The organism is uncultured Psychroserpens sp., from assembly GCF_947500255.1.
Classification (GTDB): Bacteria; Bacteroidota; Bacteroidia; order Flavobacteriales; family Flavobacteriaceae; genus Psychroserpens.
Window position 1 is genome coordinate 183,518 of record NZ_CANMRL010000004.1, and the last position, 17,085, is coordinate 200,602.

Genomic DNA, 17,085 nt, shown 5'->3' on the forward strand with positions numbered 1-17,085 from the left:
TCTTCTATAAAAAAAGCCTGAATTTTTCAGGCTTCTTTATGATATCAATTGACATTTTTAATTTAAAATAAATGTGCTAATTAATTCTATAGAGTTTTCTGTACCATACTCATATTGATAGAGCGCATTATCAGAAATCATTAATAATTTATCCTGTAACGGAATAACATCTGTCGCCTGCACATTGGCAAACGTATTTACGATTTGCAGGTCTAAAGGATTGGTCTTATCAAAAACTTTTAATCCAGATGAGCCATCACACACAAATAAATTTTGATTCTTAAAACCTAAACCATAAGGATTATCCAAAATATGTTGTGCCACTAAAGTCGGGTTATATTTATCACTAACATCAATAACTTCTAGCACACTCTCTTGTAGACCACAAGCATTACCGCCTCTTAAAGTGAGATAAGCATAATCACCGTCTACAACAACCGGATCACAACCTTCCCAATGTATAAACTCAGAAATAAACTCTGGAATTGCTGGATTTTCTATACTATGAATAAACATACCATTAGTTCCTCCTAAATATAAATAACCATCAGCGTGAAACATCGTTTCTATATTCCAGCCAGCATAATAAGAATGTACTAAGTTAGGCTCAGCGAGATTAGCAATATTAAATACATTCATTTCGAACTGCTCTACAGTGTAAAGGTAATCGTCAACGATTTGAAATCGAGCCAATGAACCACCAACACCTACGTCGTTAAATGTTTCAGCACCATCAAATGTAATAATATCTTCATCTATAAGCTCTCTACGCTCTTCAATTAAATCCCAACCAACAATCACTTGAGTTTCCTCATTAAAATTGCTATAATCGGCGTATAAAACGTCATTCGGGATTTGATAATCATAAGCATTAAAAACATCCTCCAAGCGTTCAATTTCTGAAATTGCATTTAAATTGGAAATATCAAATACAGCCAGATCTACAGCACTATCTGCAAACAAGTAATCATTTTTTATTGAAATATCTTCATTACCAGGAATGTTAATAAAAGCTACCATTTGAGGTGAGGACGGATTACTGTTATCAATAACATGAACACCTTTAAACTTTTCATTGATGAAAATATAATTCTGATAAGCATAAATTTTCCCAACATCTAAAATAGGCTTAGGTGCTTCTACTACAACTGATGCTCTAAACGCTGTTTTACTCATGGTTTGTGGCACTGCAATTGTTACTGTTTCGTATTGTGTATCATCATTATTACATGACCAACACAAGATAATAACTAAAATAAAAACTAGTTTTTTCATTAGATCTATATTTTGATTAATTAATATGCATAGGTTATCGGTTCGGGAAAGTCTTCAATATTTAGAATGATTTCATTACTGCCTTCAACTTGTAATGGTCTAAGATCAAAAGAACGTTCTTGACCAAATACAGCTAGGCAAGTTTCAGTATTAGAAAACACAAATTTTAATGATCGCTGTTCTGGCAATGACTCTGAAACATCTCCAGAATCGACTAAGACCATGCTCCAAGTACTCCCATCACATCCGCTGGCGGATAAAGAAATAGTCAAACAATCTCCATTTAGCTCAACACCATTCAAAGTATAAACATTTGATTCTGCAGATTGATAAAATCCATTATCAATTACAGCAACTTGATCACAAGGTTCGGGAACGAAATCGTCTTCATCACATTGTGTATTCATTAAAAGTAATGCAAAGCATATACATAGAGTTAGGCATTTTACTGTTTTCATAAAAAGACATTTCTTTTTAGATGCAAAAAACAGTAAAAGGTTGCGTTAAAATTCTGGATTATCTCCAATTCTTTTAAGACCGCCTTCTTCATAGCCGTCAAAACCTATAACTTCTTTATAAATAAAATACAGTGGTATGGCTGCGAAAGACGCTGTAAACAGCACACCTATACCACACATAAGAGCTCCAACCATTTGTGCTAACAATCCAGCAACTATAGTTAAACCAAAAGTGATAAACCACTTTTTGTTTCCCAAATCAAAACTCAACCTAATCAAATCAGAGCTTGACATTTCAGGATTAAATGCATAGATCACCACTAATAAGTTTAAAGGCACCATAACATATATCACCGGAAAAAAGCATAAAAGAGTTGCTAATAAACTAATTCCAAAGGTCGCTAAAGAAAGGGTTATTGTTTTGCTCAAATGAGGCTTTCTTAAAAAGAAAAAATAATCATCTTTATCAACGATACCTTGATCTTTTTGACGCATGATCCTGTAGAGTCCAGCTTTTAGTCCGAAGGTAATAACCATCATAGCGAATACGAATAATAAATAAGCGACAATCATAATTAAGAAAGCAATTGGCGCCAAAGTATTATAGCCTCCCGGATTTGAAAAATCTGATATCCCTAAAACTATTAACGGGATATATACGATAAAAATAAAAGGGATCATAAAAGCAAACAGGATAAGAAACATTAAAAGCCCTTGAACCCATACTTTTTTGAATAGTTCTATACTGTCGTTAAAAATTTGGCCAAAGTCGAGCTCTTTAGCACTTAATATTCGTTGTTGAATTTCAGATAAACGCATTATTGGTTGATTTAAATTACGCTTCAAATTACGTGAAATAAAACACATCTACAAAAGAAATTCGATTATGACACTTTGTCATATTACTTAATTTTATACTATCTTTGCATGCTTATTGACTGTACAATACTTTCAGAGATTTATGGAGAAAACAATAGACGAAAGCAAACAAGGAGAACGCTTAATTTTAGAGCCTAAAGTAAATAATACACGTAAACTTTTTATTGAAAGTTATGGCTGTGCTATGAATTTTAGTGATAGTGAAATTGTAGCTTCTATACTTTCCGAACAAGGGTTTAACACTACACAAAGCCTAGAAGACGCTGATTTAGTACTAGTCAATACATGCTCTATTAGAGATAAGGCTGAGCAAACGGTAAGAAAACGTCTTGAAAAATACAATGCTGTAAAGCGCATTAATCCAAAAATGAAAGTTGGTGTTTTAGGTTGCATGGCAGAGCGTCTCAAAACAAAATTCTTAGAGGAAGAAAAAATTGTAGACCTTGTTGTTGGTCCTGATGCCTATAAAGACTTACCGAATCTTTTAGCCGAAGTAGACGAAGGTAGAGATGCAATTAATGTTATTTTATCTAAGGAAGAGACCTATGGTGACATTGCTCCAGTAAGACTCAATACCAATGGCGTGACAGCTTTTGTTTCTATTACGCGTGGTTGTGATAACATGTGTACCTTTTGTGTTGTTCCTTTTACACGTGGTCGTGAACGTAGTCGTGACCCACAAAGTATTATTGAAGAAGTGAACGATTTATGGAACAAAGGCTACAAAGAAATTACACTTCTAGGTCAAAATGTAGATAGCTATTTATGGTATGGCGGTGGACTCAAAAAAGACTTTATCAAAGCGAGTGATATACAAAAGGCCACAGCAGTAAATTTTGCACAATTATTAGAGTTATGTGCCAAAGCCCAACCTAAAATGCGTATTCGCTTTTCCACGTCTAATCCACAAGATTTGACACTTGACGTAATTGAAACCATGGCGAAGTTTGATAATATTTGTAAGCATATTCACTTACCTGTTCAAAGCGGAAGCAATCGTATTTTAAAAGAAATGAATCGTTTGCATACACGCGAAGAATATTTTGAACTCATTGACAATATTAGACGTATTATCCCTAATTGTGCAATTAGTCAAGACCTCATTGCTGGTTTTCCTACGGAAACTGAACAAGACCATCAAGACACCTTAAGTCTCATGGACTATGTGAAGTATAATTTTGGTTATATGTTCACCTATTCTGAACGACCAGGAACACTTGCCGAACGCAAAATGGAAGATGATGTTCCAGAAGACACAAAAAAACGTCGATTAGCAGAAATTGTACAACGCCAAAGGGAACATAGCGAAGTTAGAACTAAAGAATATCTAGATAGCATTGTAGAGGTTTTAATTGAGCGTCAATCGAAAAAATCAGATGCGCAATGGTCTGGACGCACCTCTCAAAATATTGTCGCTGTTTTTCCAAAAGAACACTATAACATAGGAGATCTGGTAAAAGTGAAGGTCACAGATTGTACAAGTGCAACACTAATAGGTGTAGCCATCGAGAATTAAAAATAAGACAAATTAATGGAATCCATTCAAGCCATAAAACAACGTTTCGGAATTATTGGAAACGATCCAAAACTTAACCGAGCTATCGAAAAAGCGATACAGGTTGCACCCACTGATATTTCAGTATTAGTGACTGGTGAAAGTGGTGTTGGAAAAGAAAGTATTCCGAAGATCATACACCAATTGTCTCATCGCAAACATGGTAAATACATCGCAGTAAACTGTGGTGCTATTCCCGAAGGCACTATAGACAGTGAATTATTTGGACACGAAAAAGGTGCCTTTACCGGAGCAACCTCAACACGATCTGGTTACTTTGAAGTAGCAGATGGCGGGACTATTTTTTTAGATGAAGTAGGTGAGTTACCATTGACCACACAAGTGCGTTTATTACGTGTACTTGAAAATGGAGAATTTATAAAAGTAGGCTCTAGTAAGGTTCAAAAAACCAATGTCAGAATTGTCGCAGCAACAAACGTCAATATGTTTGAGGCTATTAAAAAAGAGAAGTTCCGTGAAGACTTGTATTACAGGCTAAGTACTGTTGATATTAATATTCCGCCACTTCGTGAACGTAAGGAAGATATTCATTTACTCTTTAGAAAGTTCGCCAGTGATTTTGCCTTAAAATATAAAATGCCAACCATCAAATTAACCGATGATGCTGTGAGTATTTTACAAAAACATCGCTGGAATGGGAATATTCGTCAGTTGCGAAATGTAGCTGAACAAATTTCGGTACTAGAACAAAACAGAACGATTAGCGCTTCTACTCTACAAGGGTATTTACCTAGTGGAAGTAGTAACCTTCCAGCCGTGATCAATACCTCCAAAGCTGAAAGTGATTTTAGTAACGAACGTGAAATTCTTTACAAGGTACTTTTCGATATGAAAAGTGATCTTAACGACCTTAAGAAACTCACCATGGAGCTTATGAAAAGTGGCAATGCTTCAGACGTTCAAAAGGATAACGAAGGATTGATTCAAAAGATATATGGCGAGCCTCAAAAAGACACAAGTCCTGAGGAGTTCGAGGACATGGAGATTTTAGCCATTCCTGAACAGACTGAAGATCATTTTGATCCCGAAGACAAAAACCAAGACAAATATCATTTTGCCGAGGAAATCGAAGAAGAAGAAACCTTATCTTTACAAGACAAAGAGTTAGAACTTATCAAAAAGTCACTTGAACGCCATCAAGGTAAACGCAAATTAGCAGCGGCCGAACTTGGTATAAGTGAACGCACATTGTATAGAAAAATAAAACAATACGATCTTTAAGAAAAGTTTATGACATCAACCATAATAAAATATAAAAGCTCCTGTTCTTTTTAATTGTGGTTGCTTACATTTGACAAAAGAAAACGATACAACACAAATGAAGGCAGTAGAAATATTTATGATTCGAAAATCGTTTGCACGAAACAGTTCTGAAGCGATTAGAAAAGAAGCTGAAGATCTCGTGAATGAGAAACACTATCAAGGTTACCGATTAATAAACGTAGACTTTGATGTTGCAGATAACGCAGGTTATATTTACGCTTTTATAACCATGAAGCGTCCTAATACGTATTAATTAATGAAACACATTAAATATATAACCTTAGTATGCTCTCTGCTACTTTTTAGTTGCGGACCTTATTCATTTACAGGTATTCAAGACTTGAAAGCCGAAACATTTCAAGTCAATTATTTTATTAATAATGCCAATCAAATTGAACCAGGTTTTGATCGCGACTTTACCTTAGCTTTGCAGGATTTAATCGTCAATCAAACAAATTTAAACTTAACAACTACAAATGGCGACTTAGTATACGAAGGTGAAATTGTTGAGTATAGAATCTCTCCTACAACGGCTCAAGCCAATAGTACAGCTGCTCAGAACAGATTAACCGTAACAGTAAATGTTAGACTATTTGATAAAAACGAACCAGACGAAGAATTTGAACAACGCTTTTCATTCTTCTTCGATTATGATGGAAGTTCACTGTTACAAGGCACCCTTAAAGACACGGCTCATGAAGAAATTTTTGAACGTTTAACTCAAGACATTTTTAATGCAACACTAGCTAAATGGTAAATGAATATTAAAGATTTCACATACATACTTCAAAATCCGCAACATATTACCACTGCGCAAACCGATGCATTGCATACACTTACCAATACTTATCCTTACTTTCAATCTGCAAGAGCTTTATATTTGAAAGGACTTAAAAGTAAGGAAAGCTACAAATACAATCAAGAATTAAAAACGACTGCAGCCTACACCACAGACAGAAGTATCTTGTTTGATTATATCACCTCTGAAGCCTTTAACCAAAATGAGATCTCGCAGATCATCAAGCAAAATTCTGAGCATCTAAAAGAGATTACCGTAAATGACATAGATGATATTTCGGTAGATAAAAGTGTGACTATCGATGATGCCTTAAAAGAACATATTAAAAATACTGAAGGCGTTCTAGATCCTCACCTTTTTGAACAAAAGGTAAAACCTGAAGAGGTGGCACATTTTTTATCATTACCAGATAATACACCTGAACAAGTGATTATCGATATTGACGCCAAACGTATAGAAGAAACGGCTAAAGAAAAACTTCAAATAGGAAAACCTTTAGAGTTTGATAAAACTGAAACACATTCGTTTGCCGAGTGGTTAAAAATCACGAGCTTCAAACCTATAGAACGCACTGAAGATGAGCCAATTTCAGAAGACAAAGAGCAAGAATCTAAAGACGACAAATCTGTTATAGTAAGCAAGAAATTTGAGCTTATAGATAAATTCCTAGAAAGCAACCCTAAAATTGTACCTTCTAAAGACACACCTAAAATCAATATTGACACTAGTGACAAAGTCGCTCATGATGGTCTTATGACTGAGACTTTAGCTCGAATTTACCTTGAACAACACAATTATGAAAAGGCGATTCAATCTTATAAAATTTTAAGTTTGAAATATCCAGAAAAAAGTGGTTTCTTTGCAGACCAAATTAAAGCAGTAAAAGAATTACAAGAAAATAATACATAGAACTAATGAATACGTTTACTATATTTTTAATCCTAATCGTTATAGTTTCATTTTTACTCGTAGTAGTAGTTATGGTACAAAACCCAAAAGGTGGTGGATTATCTTCATCATTTGGTGGAGGTGGTACTCAACAATTAGGAGGTGTTAAAAAAACAACAGACTTTCTAGATAAGAGTACTTGGGCTTTAGCAACCTTATTGTTAGCACTTATCCTAGCATCAAATTTTGCTATTCCTGGTGCTGGCGGTTCTGAAGACTCTAAAATAAATACTGAAAATGGTACTGAGTCAACAACTCCTGTATCAACACCTAGTACATCATCTGACGATATTGCTAATCCGGCAGATTCTACTGGAAGCTAATTAGAAAGAAACCATATATATAAAATGCCAGCTATTACAGTTGGCATTTTTTATTTCTGCAACTTTGTCAGTAAAATTTCATTGGCACATTTTTCGCATAACGCTTTAGCGTTAATCACAATCAAATAATTAAAAAAACTTACATAACATGAGCATAAACATTAAACCATTAGCAGATAGAGTTCTTATTGAGCCTATGCAGGCTGAAACTAAAACCGCTTCAGGGATTATTATTCCAGACAACGCTAAAGAAAAGCCACAAAAAGGAAAGGTTGTCGCAGTAGGTAAAGGTACAAAAGATGAGCCTATGACAGTAAAATCTGGTGACACTGTTCTCTACGGAAAGTATGCTGGAACAGAGTTAAAGTTAGAAGGTAAAGATTACATCATCATGCGTGAAAGTGATATCCTAGCAATTGTTTAATTAAGACTTAAAAACTAAAAATAAAATGGCAAAAGACATAAAATTTGATATTGAAGCACGTGACGGATTGAAACGTGGTGTCGATGCATTAGCAAATGCAGTAAAAGTAACTTTAGGACCAAAAGGTCGTAATGTGATTATTAGTAGATCATTTGGAGCACCACAGGTAACAAAAGATGGTGTTTCTGTAGCTAAAGAAATTGAACTAGAGAATGAGCTTGAAAATATGGGAGCTCAAATGGTAAAGGAAGTCGCTTCTAAAACCAACGATCTTGCAGGTGACGGTACAACAACAGCCACTGTTCTAGCACAAGCAATCGTGAAAGAAGGATTGAAAAATGTAGCTGCTGGCGCCAATCCAATGGATTTAAAACGTGGTATAGATAAAGCGGTTGAAGCTATTGTAAACGACTTGGACAAGCAATCTAAAAAAGTTGGCAACTCTTCAGAAATGATTAAACAAGTAGCTTCTATTTCTGCAAATAACGATAACACTATTGGTGATTTAATAGCTAAAGCGTTTGACAAAGTTGGTAAAGAAGGAGTAATTACTGTAGAAGAAGCAAAAGGAACAGATACTTATGTAGATGTCGTTGAAGGAATGCAGTTTGATAGAGGTTACCTTTCACCTTACTTTGTAACAGATTCTGATAAAATGATTGCCGATCTAGAGAATCCATATATCTTATTATTTGATAAGAAAATTTCAAACTTACAGGAAATCTTGCCAATACTAGAACCTGTTGCACAATCTGGTCGTCCACTATTGATTATTGCCGAAGATGTAGAAGGTCAGGCCTTAGCGACATTAGTAGTGAATAAATTACGTGGCGGATTAAAAATTGCTGCTGTAAAAGCACCAGGATTTGGTGATCGTCGTAAAGCTATGCTTGAAGACATTGCTATATTAACTGGAGGAACAGTGATTTCTGAAGAACGTGGTTTCTCTCTTGAAAATGCCGATTTAAGTATGTTAGGTACTGCTGAATCTGTAATGATAGATAAAGATAATACAACCATTGTTAATGGTTCTGGGAAGTCTTCTGATATCAAAGCTAGAGTGAACCAAATTAAGGCTCAAATCGAAACTACTACAAGTGATTACGACAAAGAAAAATTACAAGAACGTTTAGCTAAACTGGCTGGAGGTGTTGCTGTTTTATATGTTGGAGCTGCTTCTGAAGTAGAAATGAAAGAGAAGAAAGACAGAGTTGATGATGCATTACATGCAACAAGAGCTGCCGTTGAAGAAGGTATTGTTGCTGGTGGTGGTGTTGCTTTGGTAAGAGCTATAAAAGTATTAGAAAAAATCACTACTGAAAACCTTGATGAAACTACAGGTATTCAAATTGTTGCAAGGGCTATCGAATCTCCATTAAGAACTATTGTTGAAAATGCTGGAGGTGAAGGCTCTGTTGTTATCAATAAAGTTTTAGAAGGTAAAAAAGACTTTGGTTTTGATGCAAAAACTGAAACGTATGTAGATATGCTTAAAGCTGGAATTATAGATCCTAAGAAAGTAACACGTATTGCATTAGAAAATGCGGCATCTGTTTCTGGAATGATCTTAACTACTGAATGTGCTTTAGTAGATATTAAAGAAGAAGCTCCTGCTGGAGGTGGAATGCCACCAATGGGAGGCGGAATGCCAGGTATGATGTAGTCGAGCAGACAACTTACTCACATGTACAAAATGTAGTTACCAAGTGAGTTTAATAAGTAACTGTTGAAATAGGTAGTTATACACAGAAATAGCCCTTGATGAGAATCAAGGGCTATTATTTTGAATAAATTTTCATAGCTTTAAGAAAAACCAATCCATCATGAAAAAAAAGCTTATCTATGCCTTTGGCGAAATACTCATTGTAATTATTGGAATATCATTGGCTTTTGCAATGAGTAAATGGGGTGAGAATAATGCCAATAATGCTCAAAAAGCACAATACATCAACAATCTTAAGCAAGATATAGAAGCCGATAAAATACAATTAGAAGCCAATCTTATCAAAATTAACGAGAAAATTGAACTTTGTGGCGCGCTTATTCCTGTTCTTGGTTCTAATGATTCTGAAAAACCAACCAAATTAAGAGGTGTATACAATGTAGCGAATCTGACAAACTTTACCCCTAAAGACTATACACATCAGACCTTAGTGAATTCGGGAGATTTAAAACTAATGAATGATTTTAAACTGAAATCAGATATATTAAAGCACTACTCTATATACAAAGACATCCAAAAAGCGTATCAACGTCAAGAAGCCATTAATAAAGACTATTTAGGACGCTATTTTATATACAATACCGATTACGATTTGATGCGAGAAGGCAAATCACCTTTTACTGATGAGAAACTTCTAAAAAATATTATGCAGAGCGTACGTGGTTCTTTTATGATAAAAAGAGATGCTACACAACGAGGTATAAATAGCTGTGATAGTATTTTGAAAGTTTTGAAATAAAAAAAGCCTAGATTAAATCCAGGCTTTTTACTATTAATTGTCATGATCATCGACCACAGTTTTATCTCTATACTTACAACAAGGGTGTACCGAATTATAAGCTTCATCTGTAGCTTTTATAGTTTTAGTATCGTGACCAACAGAAGCAACTTTCTTACTTATCGTTTCCAAATTGGTTTTACGCTCGTCAAAAATTAATTTGAGCTCATGTGTTTTTACATTCCAAATTGCAGATTTTACACCTTTGGTTCTAATGGCTGCTTTTTCAATACGTTCTTTACACATCATACATACGCCATCTACTTCTAGAGAAGCTTTAGCATTCTTATTTTGTGCAAATGTTACTGTTGTGACTAGTATAGCTAGTACTACTATTATTTTTTTCATTTTAATTGTTATTTAATTTTAAATCGCAATCCTGCATAATACATACTTCCAAAAATTGGACCATATACAAAGGTTGTATCAAAATTTGGTCCAAAAGGGTCGTCTGCACCTAAAATTGGGTTGCTTTGTCTTACATTAGTGATATTTTCACCACCTAAATATACTTCAAATTTGGGAGAAAACACTTTGGTTACTTGAGCGTTTAATGTCCCTACGGTTGGTGATTCGCTTGGCAACTGAAATTCAACGGGATTTGATGTCGTTGATGCAAAACGCTGTTCACTTAACCAATTGTAGGTCACATCAAACTTCCATTTAGCAAACTCATCTTCTTCTGTATGTGTTTCATACGATGCATTGGCAAAAAGTCGATGCTTCGGAATTAATGGTTTTGACAATTTTCCAGTTACGTAGTCTGTTTTAACATCATAGTACTTGTAAGCAGTTCTAAAATCGAAACGCTCAAATACGTTATAGTTCAATTCAATTTGAAAACTATTCGCATAACTATCTCCTTCCAGATTATAGAAATTTACTTGTTGCGGATTTTCCCAATCAACAACGACTTGATTTTTAAAATCGGTTCTATAAAAATCTAAAATCACATCTGCTTTTCTTCCGAAGAGATTAAAACCTTGAAGATATGATATGCCATAATTCCATGCGATTTCAGGATCTAATCCGTAAATATTTCCGTCGGTATTCAAAATACTAATCGCACGAGATGTTGCAAAAATGTTTTGATTTTCAGCAAAAATATTGGCGCTACGTTTCCCTCTACCTATCGATGCTCTCAAGGCAGATTTCTCCCAAGGTGTAAAACGCACATGCAAACGCGGTGTGATAAATTCACCTAATAAGTTATGTGTATCAAACCGCAAACCTGCAGTTAACGTTAGTTTATCTAAGTCATCGTAAGCATACTCAAAGAAAGCACCTGCTGAACGCTCACTGCGTTCAAACTCGGTATTTAAAGCAAACTCGTCATAATGATCATAGGTGAACCCAAGACCTGTTTTTATTTTGTGTCTAGAATCACTAATAATAGAATTGTAAATCACATTAGAATAGACACTATTATGATTAATATCATATGTGTTTAATCCAAAATAAGAGTTTTGGCTATGATGACTATAAGCTAATTGTACACCAAGGCTTTGCCAAGGTACTTCTGGGTTGACATAACCAAACTTAGTTGAGATCTCAAAGCGTTCAGTATCAATTTCACTTCCCCAAGCATTAGTAGTCAATTGATCGGTATCTGGATCAAAATTGACTTGTCCCGCTTGATTATTATCATTTAAATAGCGAACATTGATAAAACTCACTAACCCTTTTTCAGGATTGGTATATTGCCAACGATTCATCACATTGATTTGCTTTTTAAGTGGCACATCCAAAAACCCATCATCATTTTTATCAAACGTTTTATCTCTTAAATTACCATGTAGATATAAGCCTGTGCTCCATTTATCACTAACCTTTGTATTTATATGAGTATTTAACTCAAGTCTACCATTAACAGAACCATAAAGATTCACAAAAAGCTTATCATCAGATGATGGTTTTTGAAGTTCGGCATTAATTTGTCCTGCAATACTTTCAAAACCATTAACGACACTCCCAGCACCTTTAGTGATTTGAATACTTTCCACCCATGTTCCAGGGATAAAACTCAATCCGTAAGCCTGAGAAGCGCCTCGTATTGATGGAATATTTTCAGTCGTAATTAAAATATACTTACTTGTTAGGCCTAGCATTTTAATTTGACGCGTGCCAGTAACAGCATCAGAAAAATTAACATCTATAGAAGGGTTTGTTTCAAAACTTTCAGATAGGTTACAGCAGGCTGCCTTGAGTAACTCGGCACTACTTACCGTTGTAATATTTTGCGCATTCAAGTACGACTTTGCACTTGTTTGCTTTCTACCAGTAACGGTAATCTCTCCCAATTCACTTGAGGGATTCAAATAGTGTTTAATATATTTAGGTGATGTAACAGTTAATGTATCGGTTGTATAACCAACATAACTAATCACCAACTTGGTATAACTAGATTGGTAAGCCAAACTAAACTTTCCATCAATATCTGTTACTGCTCCAACAGATGTATCGAGCCAAAACACATTAGCACCTGCCAATGGTATGGTCTCATTATTTGTATTTGCTTCCAAAATCACACCTTCAATCTTATCTTGAGAAAGTGAGAGTAGAGGAAACAACAATATTATATATATAAAATGTTTCATTATTTTGTTTTGATATCATACAATTATAGACTGAAAGTTTCAGTCTTTTATAAAGCTATAATACTGTATGGTATCAAATTAGAAACACTTGATCGAGAACCTGTATGTCTTCAATCAAGTTTGGAGGAGAATACTGTTTATGAGGAACATTTTGCTTAGGGAATACCTCAAACAAAGCGTTGTAACCATATATAAACGATGTCAAAAATAGTTGTTGATCGGTATCTAAATCATCTATAGTTTTCAATGTTAATTGATCAACACCTTCAACAATATCAATCGTATCCTTACAACACGACATTTTTGTGACTTCTTCTTGCTCGATCTCAAAAGCTTCCATTGCGCATTTTTCGACATCACTAAATACGGCAACATCTATTAAAACATCTCCACAAAAATGCTTTTCTACAGTAAAAGAAACCGTAGAAAACAATAACAGCAGTGCCATTACCGTAGAACCTATCTTATGAAAAACCTGTTTTAACATGATGCAAAGTTATAAAAAAAGTACAAACTGCTTCTTGTTTAAGTAATGATTAACACATCATTGCTTAAGCTTGTAATAATAAAACGCCGGTACCAGCAACAGTAAAAGTACCGGTTGAATCAAGAAGCGTCTGAAGTTAAAAAACAGATAATAATCTTCCTGCCTTGGATTAATCACAAAATAAAGAAAGAATGCCATCAAGATAACATAAGCTACAATGTACACCAATGTAGAAAACTTCGCTATCGATTTATCTCTAAATAATATATAAATGATTCCAACGGAAATTGCCGAATTCAAAATATAGCGAAGTGTTGTAAATAATGATAATTTCAAAATCTCTCGCCTTGGATAATCCATATGCAAATAGTCATTTTTAAAGAATAATAGGTATGGGTCGTAAAACAATTCGTTTTCAAAAACTCGAATCAAAACCAGCAATGCAAAAAGCACCATCAGCACTATGTAAGTTATAGGATTACGCATCTTTCTTTTTTAATTTTGAAAATCGATTCACCCAAAACATCCATAATAAAAAAACCATTCCATAGATGATTAATGGAAAAATAGCATTGTGCAAAATAGCTTTTCGCCAAGGGTAATTATATAAGCCAATAGATAAAATAGCGATTCGGAATACATTCACCGAATAGATAAGCACACTTCCGGCCAATATATACATAAATGTCGTTTTAAATTTACCAGCAAAAGCAATAATAAACGAAAGAAATAAAATGATAACACTAATCGAATTACAGCCCTCTACGACTCGAGCTACATATTTCCCTTTAACTATTAATTTCATTGAAGGTTGATCCTCATGAGGTACGATTGCTGTGTCATATCCAAAGGTTTCTAGAAGCGACTCACTTTGTTTAGCAACCAAATTTGTCATATAATCGGGATAGTACTTTGACCCATCTGAGAAATCTAAGTAAAATTTATACGCTAACGTTAATACAAAATAAACAGTGAGAAAGGTCAATATGAACTTTACGACAGACTTATATTTTATAAGAAGTGCTTTCATGCGAGTTAAAATTATACAAAATGAATCTAGAAATAGTACTTTTTAAATACTTTTACCAAAATTTTTGAAACCTATGACATTCGAGACCCTTAAACCTCAAGTTGAAACTATTGTATCGCAAACCACTCAAACCTTAAATGAGCGCTTGTTAGCGATATGTGAACTTCTTGAAAATCATGTAGATTATTATAATTGGGTAGGGTTTTATTTTAAAAACGGAGATAAGGACGAACTCAAATTAGGGCCTTATGTTGGTGAACCTACCGATCATACTATTATTCCCTTCGGAAAAGGGATTTGTGGTCAAGTTGCAGTTTCAAATGAAAATTTTGTCGTTCCCGACGTCGCTGCTCAAGATAATTATATTGCTTGCAGTATTACTGTAAAAGCTGAAATTGTGATTCCTATTTTTGTAAATGGCGAAAATATTGGTCAGATCGATATCGACTCAAACACGCCTGATCCTTTTTCTGAAGCAGATGAACGTTTTTTAGAATTTGTTTGTGAGCAAGTAGCAGGACTACTTTAAACTGTTTCCTTTTTTGCAAGAAGCGATTTAAAAAACAGTATAACGAATACAACCATAGAAAGCAAACTCAAAACAGCTTCGGCCTCATAATATCCAAAACTATTCATTATTGTGCTCATTACAATAACCAGAAGAAACAACAATGCTATTATCTTATTTGTTTTTCTTTTAAGCAATGTCAACATTATACTTCCTAAAAGGTAAATCAAAAGAAAGAACGGAAAATAGAATCTTACGTTACTTATATCCCATAACCACCCTACTGTTCTATTTAATCCAAATGTATTAAAAGGGTACAAACCGCCTACAGAAAAAAAGAAAATGACATAGATCAAAAGCAGATAGACCATACCATGCTCTAGAAACCAACCAAATGTTCTTTTAGGTTTAACACCCATGTTATTGAGTAAGCTTAGATATTTTCATCACAAGAGCTGTTATCAAAGACAAAAAGCCAAAGGCAATACCAAAATAAAGTAATGCACCTAACCAAAACCTTGTATCATTAACATCCCAAGAAAATCTTTTACTTGCCGTATGATTAAAGTCACTTAATAACAAAACTGCAGCAAAAAACACTATAGTTAATATGGTTACTCTTATAAAATACCACCAAAAACTTTTTCGAGAATTTGTATCAGACATATGATTGCGTTTTATTTACATTCCAGTTCTAATGGCTTCCACAGGGTCAAGACGTGATGCTGTTAATGCAGGAATCACTCCAGAGATTAAGCCAATAAATGTGGATAATGAAAATCCTAAAAATATATTGTAGAAAGATAATACAAATTCAAAATCTAAAGCAGCTGTAGCTATAAAAGATATAAGCCACACTAATATAATTCCTATTAAACCTCCTAACACAGATAAAATTACTGCTTCAAATAAAAATTGGAACATGATAAATTTATTTTTTGCGCCTAAAGATTTTTGAATACCTATAAGATTTGTACGTTCACGTACACTTACAAACATAATATTAGCGATACCAAAACCACCAACAAGAAGTGAAAAGCCGCTAATAATCCAACCTATCATATTAAGTGTCGCTATTATACCATCTATAAATGCTGTAAATCCTGAAATTTTATTGATGAAAAAATTATCAGGCTCATCAGCTTTCAAGCCTCTGTATGCACGATATTTTTGTTTTAAAACCGATTCAAAAGCACCTATGTCAACACCTTTTTCTGGTTTAATAATCACAGCTCCTGGCAAACCATCTGCACCTCCATTTTTAAATTGTCGCACAAAATTGGCTGGGACATATGCTTTTTCATCAGGAGAATCACCTAACCCTGTTCCTACTTTTTTCAATACACCAATCACAGTCATTTTACGTCCGTAGGCTCGAACAGTTTTACCTATGGGATTTACAGTTCCAAATAAATTCTCGGCAGTAGCACTTCCAACTACCATTACATTTGAACCAGAGTTAGATTCGGCTTCCGTATAAAAACGACCTTCGGCTATTTTTAAATTTTCAATTTCGTAAATACCATCAGAAATAGGCGTAATATCTACTCCTGTAACTGTTGTACCTTCGTATTTAATGTTTTCAGAACTACCAAATATCACATAAGCAATTGCAGCTATCTCTGGTACATTTCGCTCTATAAATTGGTAATCGTCATGCTCCGCTTGAGGAAAATTTTCGCGCTGCCATCTCGGTACTTCTGTTGGTCCAAAAGAGTATTTAGTAAGATACATTGTGTTTTTGTCCAAACCACTTAATTGATCCTTGATACTTTTATCGAGAGAATCTACTGCTGCAAGCACTGCTATAATTGAAAAAATCCCTATAGTAATTCCCAATAGAGATAAAAAAGTACGCAACTTATTGTTTCGTAAAGCATTGATTGCAAACGAAAAACTTTCTTTAAATAACCTTAAATAAACGAGCATAAGAATTAGTTTAAATTTATAAGACTATAATTGTAAGACGTGGTCTAACCTATATTGTTACATCAAACGCCTCTTATTTTTATAAGAA

Annotated in this window: 21 protein-coding genes; 10 read left to right on the plus strand and 11 right to left on the minus strand. The window is 34.3% G+C overall.

Annotated features, from left to right (window positions below; all coding sequences use genetic code 11):
- Positions 1 to 57: 57 nt before the first annotated feature.
- Genes Q0783_RS12940 through Q0783_RS12950 form a run of 3 tightly spaced genes read right to left on the minus strand, consistent with a single transcriptional unit; the run spans position 58 to position 2,552 of the window.
- Positions 58 to 1,275: a hypothetical protein gene (locus Q0783_RS12940; protein ID WP_298895779.1), complete on the minus strand. Its 1,218-nt coding sequence runs from the start codon at positions 1,273 to 1,275 to the stop codon at positions 58 to 60.
- 20 nt (positions 1,276 to 1,295) lie between these two features.
- The gene (locus tag Q0783_RS12945; RefSeq protein WP_298760688.1) at positions 1,296 to 1,733 is read right to left on the minus strand and encodes a hypothetical protein; all 438 of its coding nucleotides are present in this window, start codon (positions 1,731 to 1,733) and stop codon (positions 1,296 to 1,298) included.
- 45 nt (positions 1,734 to 1,778) lie between these two features.
- A complete protein-coding gene (locus Q0783_RS12950; protein WP_298895783.1) occupies positions 1,779 to 2,552 on the minus strand; it encodes a hypothetical protein in 774 nt (257 codons plus the stop codon).
- Positions 2,553 to 2,694: 142 nt separating this feature from the next.
- On the opposite strand from Q0783_RS12950, the gene miaB reads away from it, so the two are divergent.
- From miaB to Q0783_RS12995, 9 genes are all read left to right on the plus strand, one after another.
- Complete coding sequence (gene miaB / locus Q0783_RS12955; protein WP_298895785.1) at positions 2,695 to 4,128, plus strand: tRNA (N6-isopentenyl adenosine(37)-C2)-methylthiotransferase MiaB; 1,434 nt, start codon at positions 2,695 to 2,697, stop codon at positions 4,126 to 4,128.
- A 15-nt stretch (positions 4,129 to 4,143) separates the two neighbouring features.
- Complete coding sequence (locus Q0783_RS12960; RefSeq protein ID WP_298895787.1) at positions 4,144 to 5,409, plus strand: sigma-54 dependent transcriptional regulator; 1,266 nt, start codon at positions 4,144 to 4,146, stop codon at positions 5,407 to 5,409.
- A gap of 97 nt (positions 5,410 to 5,506) precedes the next feature.
- Positions 5,507 to 5,704: a hypothetical protein gene (locus tag Q0783_RS12965; protein ID WP_298895789.1), complete on the plus strand. Its 198-nt coding sequence runs from the start codon at positions 5,507 to 5,509 to the stop codon at positions 5,702 to 5,704.
- A gap of 3 nt (positions 5,705 to 5,707) precedes the next feature.
- Positions 5,708 to 6,208 (plus strand): LptE family protein, encoded by a 501-nt coding sequence (locus Q0783_RS12970; RefSeq protein ID WP_298895791.1) that lies wholly within the window; start codon positions 5,708 to 5,710, stop codon positions 6,206 to 6,208.
- Entirely contained in the window at positions 6,209 to 7,159 is a 951-nt protein-coding gene (locus Q0783_RS12975) for a hypothetical protein (protein WP_298895793.1), read from the plus strand.
- A gap of 5 nt (positions 7,160 to 7,164) precedes the next feature.
- The gene (gene secG / locus Q0783_RS12980; protein ID WP_230936575.1) at positions 7,165 to 7,521 is read left to right on the plus strand and encodes a preprotein translocase subunit SecG; all 357 of its coding nucleotides are present in this window, start codon (positions 7,165 to 7,167) and stop codon (positions 7,519 to 7,521) included.
- A 148-nt stretch (positions 7,522 to 7,669) separates the two neighbouring features.
- Positions 7,670 to 7,945 (plus strand): co-chaperone GroES, encoded by a 276-nt coding sequence (gene groES, locus Q0783_RS12985; protein ID WP_230936576.1) that lies wholly within the window; start codon positions 7,670 to 7,672, stop codon positions 7,943 to 7,945.
- 25 nt (positions 7,946 to 7,970) lie between these two features.
- A complete protein-coding gene (groL, locus tag Q0783_RS12990; RefSeq protein ID WP_298760701.1) occupies positions 7,971 to 9,608 on the plus strand; it encodes a chaperonin GroEL in 1,638 nt (545 codons plus the stop codon).
- Between the two features lie 160 nt (positions 9,609 to 9,768).
- Positions 9,769 to 10,407 (plus strand): DUF6090 family protein, encoded by a 639-nt coding sequence (locus Q0783_RS12995; RefSeq protein ID WP_298760702.1) that lies wholly within the window; start codon positions 9,769 to 9,771, stop codon positions 10,405 to 10,407.
- 33 nt (positions 10,408 to 10,440) lie between these two features.
- On the opposite strand, the gene Q0783_RS13000 is transcribed toward Q0783_RS12995, so the two are convergent.
- The 5 genes from Q0783_RS13000 to xrtF all read right to left on the minus strand — a co-directional run bounded on the left by Q0783_RS13000 (position 10,441) and on the right by xrtF (position 14,560).
- Positions 10,441 to 10,794: a cation transporter gene (locus Q0783_RS13000; protein ID WP_298760704.1), complete on the minus strand. Its 354-nt coding sequence runs from the start codon at positions 10,792 to 10,794 to the stop codon at positions 10,441 to 10,443.
- A gap of 8 nt (positions 10,795 to 10,802) precedes the next feature.
- Complete coding sequence (locus tag Q0783_RS13005; RefSeq protein WP_298895795.1) at positions 10,803 to 13,043, minus strand: TonB-dependent receptor; 2,241 nt, start codon at positions 13,041 to 13,043, stop codon at positions 10,803 to 10,805.
- A gap of 73 nt (positions 13,044 to 13,116) precedes the next feature.
- Positions 13,117 to 13,530: a hypothetical protein gene (locus Q0783_RS13010; RefSeq protein ID WP_298895798.1), complete on the minus strand. Its 414-nt coding sequence runs from the start codon at positions 13,528 to 13,530 to the stop codon at positions 13,117 to 13,119.
- A gap of 57 nt (positions 13,531 to 13,587) precedes the next feature.
- On the minus strand, positions 13,588 to 14,016 hold the full coding sequence (locus Q0783_RS13015; RefSeq protein WP_366915443.1) for an exosortase F system-associated protein: 429 nt from the start codon (positions 14,014 to 14,016) through the stop codon (positions 13,588 to 13,590).
- Complete coding sequence (xrtF, locus tag Q0783_RS13020) at positions 14,009 to 14,560, minus strand: exosortase family protein XrtF (RefSeq protein WP_366915444.1); 552 nt, start codon at positions 14,558 to 14,560, stop codon at positions 14,009 to 14,011. The genes Q0783_RS13015 and xrtF overlap by 8 nt, the downstream gene beginning before the upstream one ends.
- Before the next feature lie 73 nt (positions 14,561 to 14,633).
- Here xrtF and Q0783_RS13025 point away from each other — a divergent pair, with 73 nt between their 5' ends.
- Entirely contained in the window at positions 14,634 to 15,089 is a 456-nt protein-coding gene (locus Q0783_RS13025; protein ID WP_298760713.1) for a GAF domain-containing protein, read from the plus strand.
- Here Q0783_RS13025 and Q0783_RS13030 read toward each other — a convergent pair.
- From Q0783_RS13030 to Q0783_RS13040, 3 genes are read right to left on the minus strand one after another with little or no spacing between them, the layout of a single operon-like run.
- The gene (locus Q0783_RS13030) at positions 15,086 to 15,487 is read right to left on the minus strand and encodes a hypothetical protein (protein WP_298895800.1); all 402 of its coding nucleotides are present in this window, start codon (positions 15,485 to 15,487) and stop codon (positions 15,086 to 15,088) included. The two genes, Q0783_RS13025 and Q0783_RS13030, sit on opposite strands and share 4 nt — an antisense overlap.
- A gap of 1 nt (position 15,488) precedes the next feature.
- Positions 15,489 to 15,734 carry a hypothetical protein gene (locus Q0783_RS13035; protein WP_298895802.1) on the minus strand — a complete coding sequence of 82 codons (246 nt, stop codon included), beginning with the start codon at positions 15,732 to 15,734 and terminating at the stop codon, positions 15,489 to 15,491.
- A 15-nt stretch (positions 15,735 to 15,749) separates the two neighbouring features.
- Positions 15,750 to 16,997: an ABC transporter permease gene (locus Q0783_RS13040; RefSeq protein WP_298895804.1), complete on the minus strand. Its 1,248-nt coding sequence runs from the start codon at positions 16,995 to 16,997 to the stop codon at positions 15,750 to 15,752.
- Between the last annotated feature and the right edge of the window lie 88 nt (positions 16,998 to 17,085).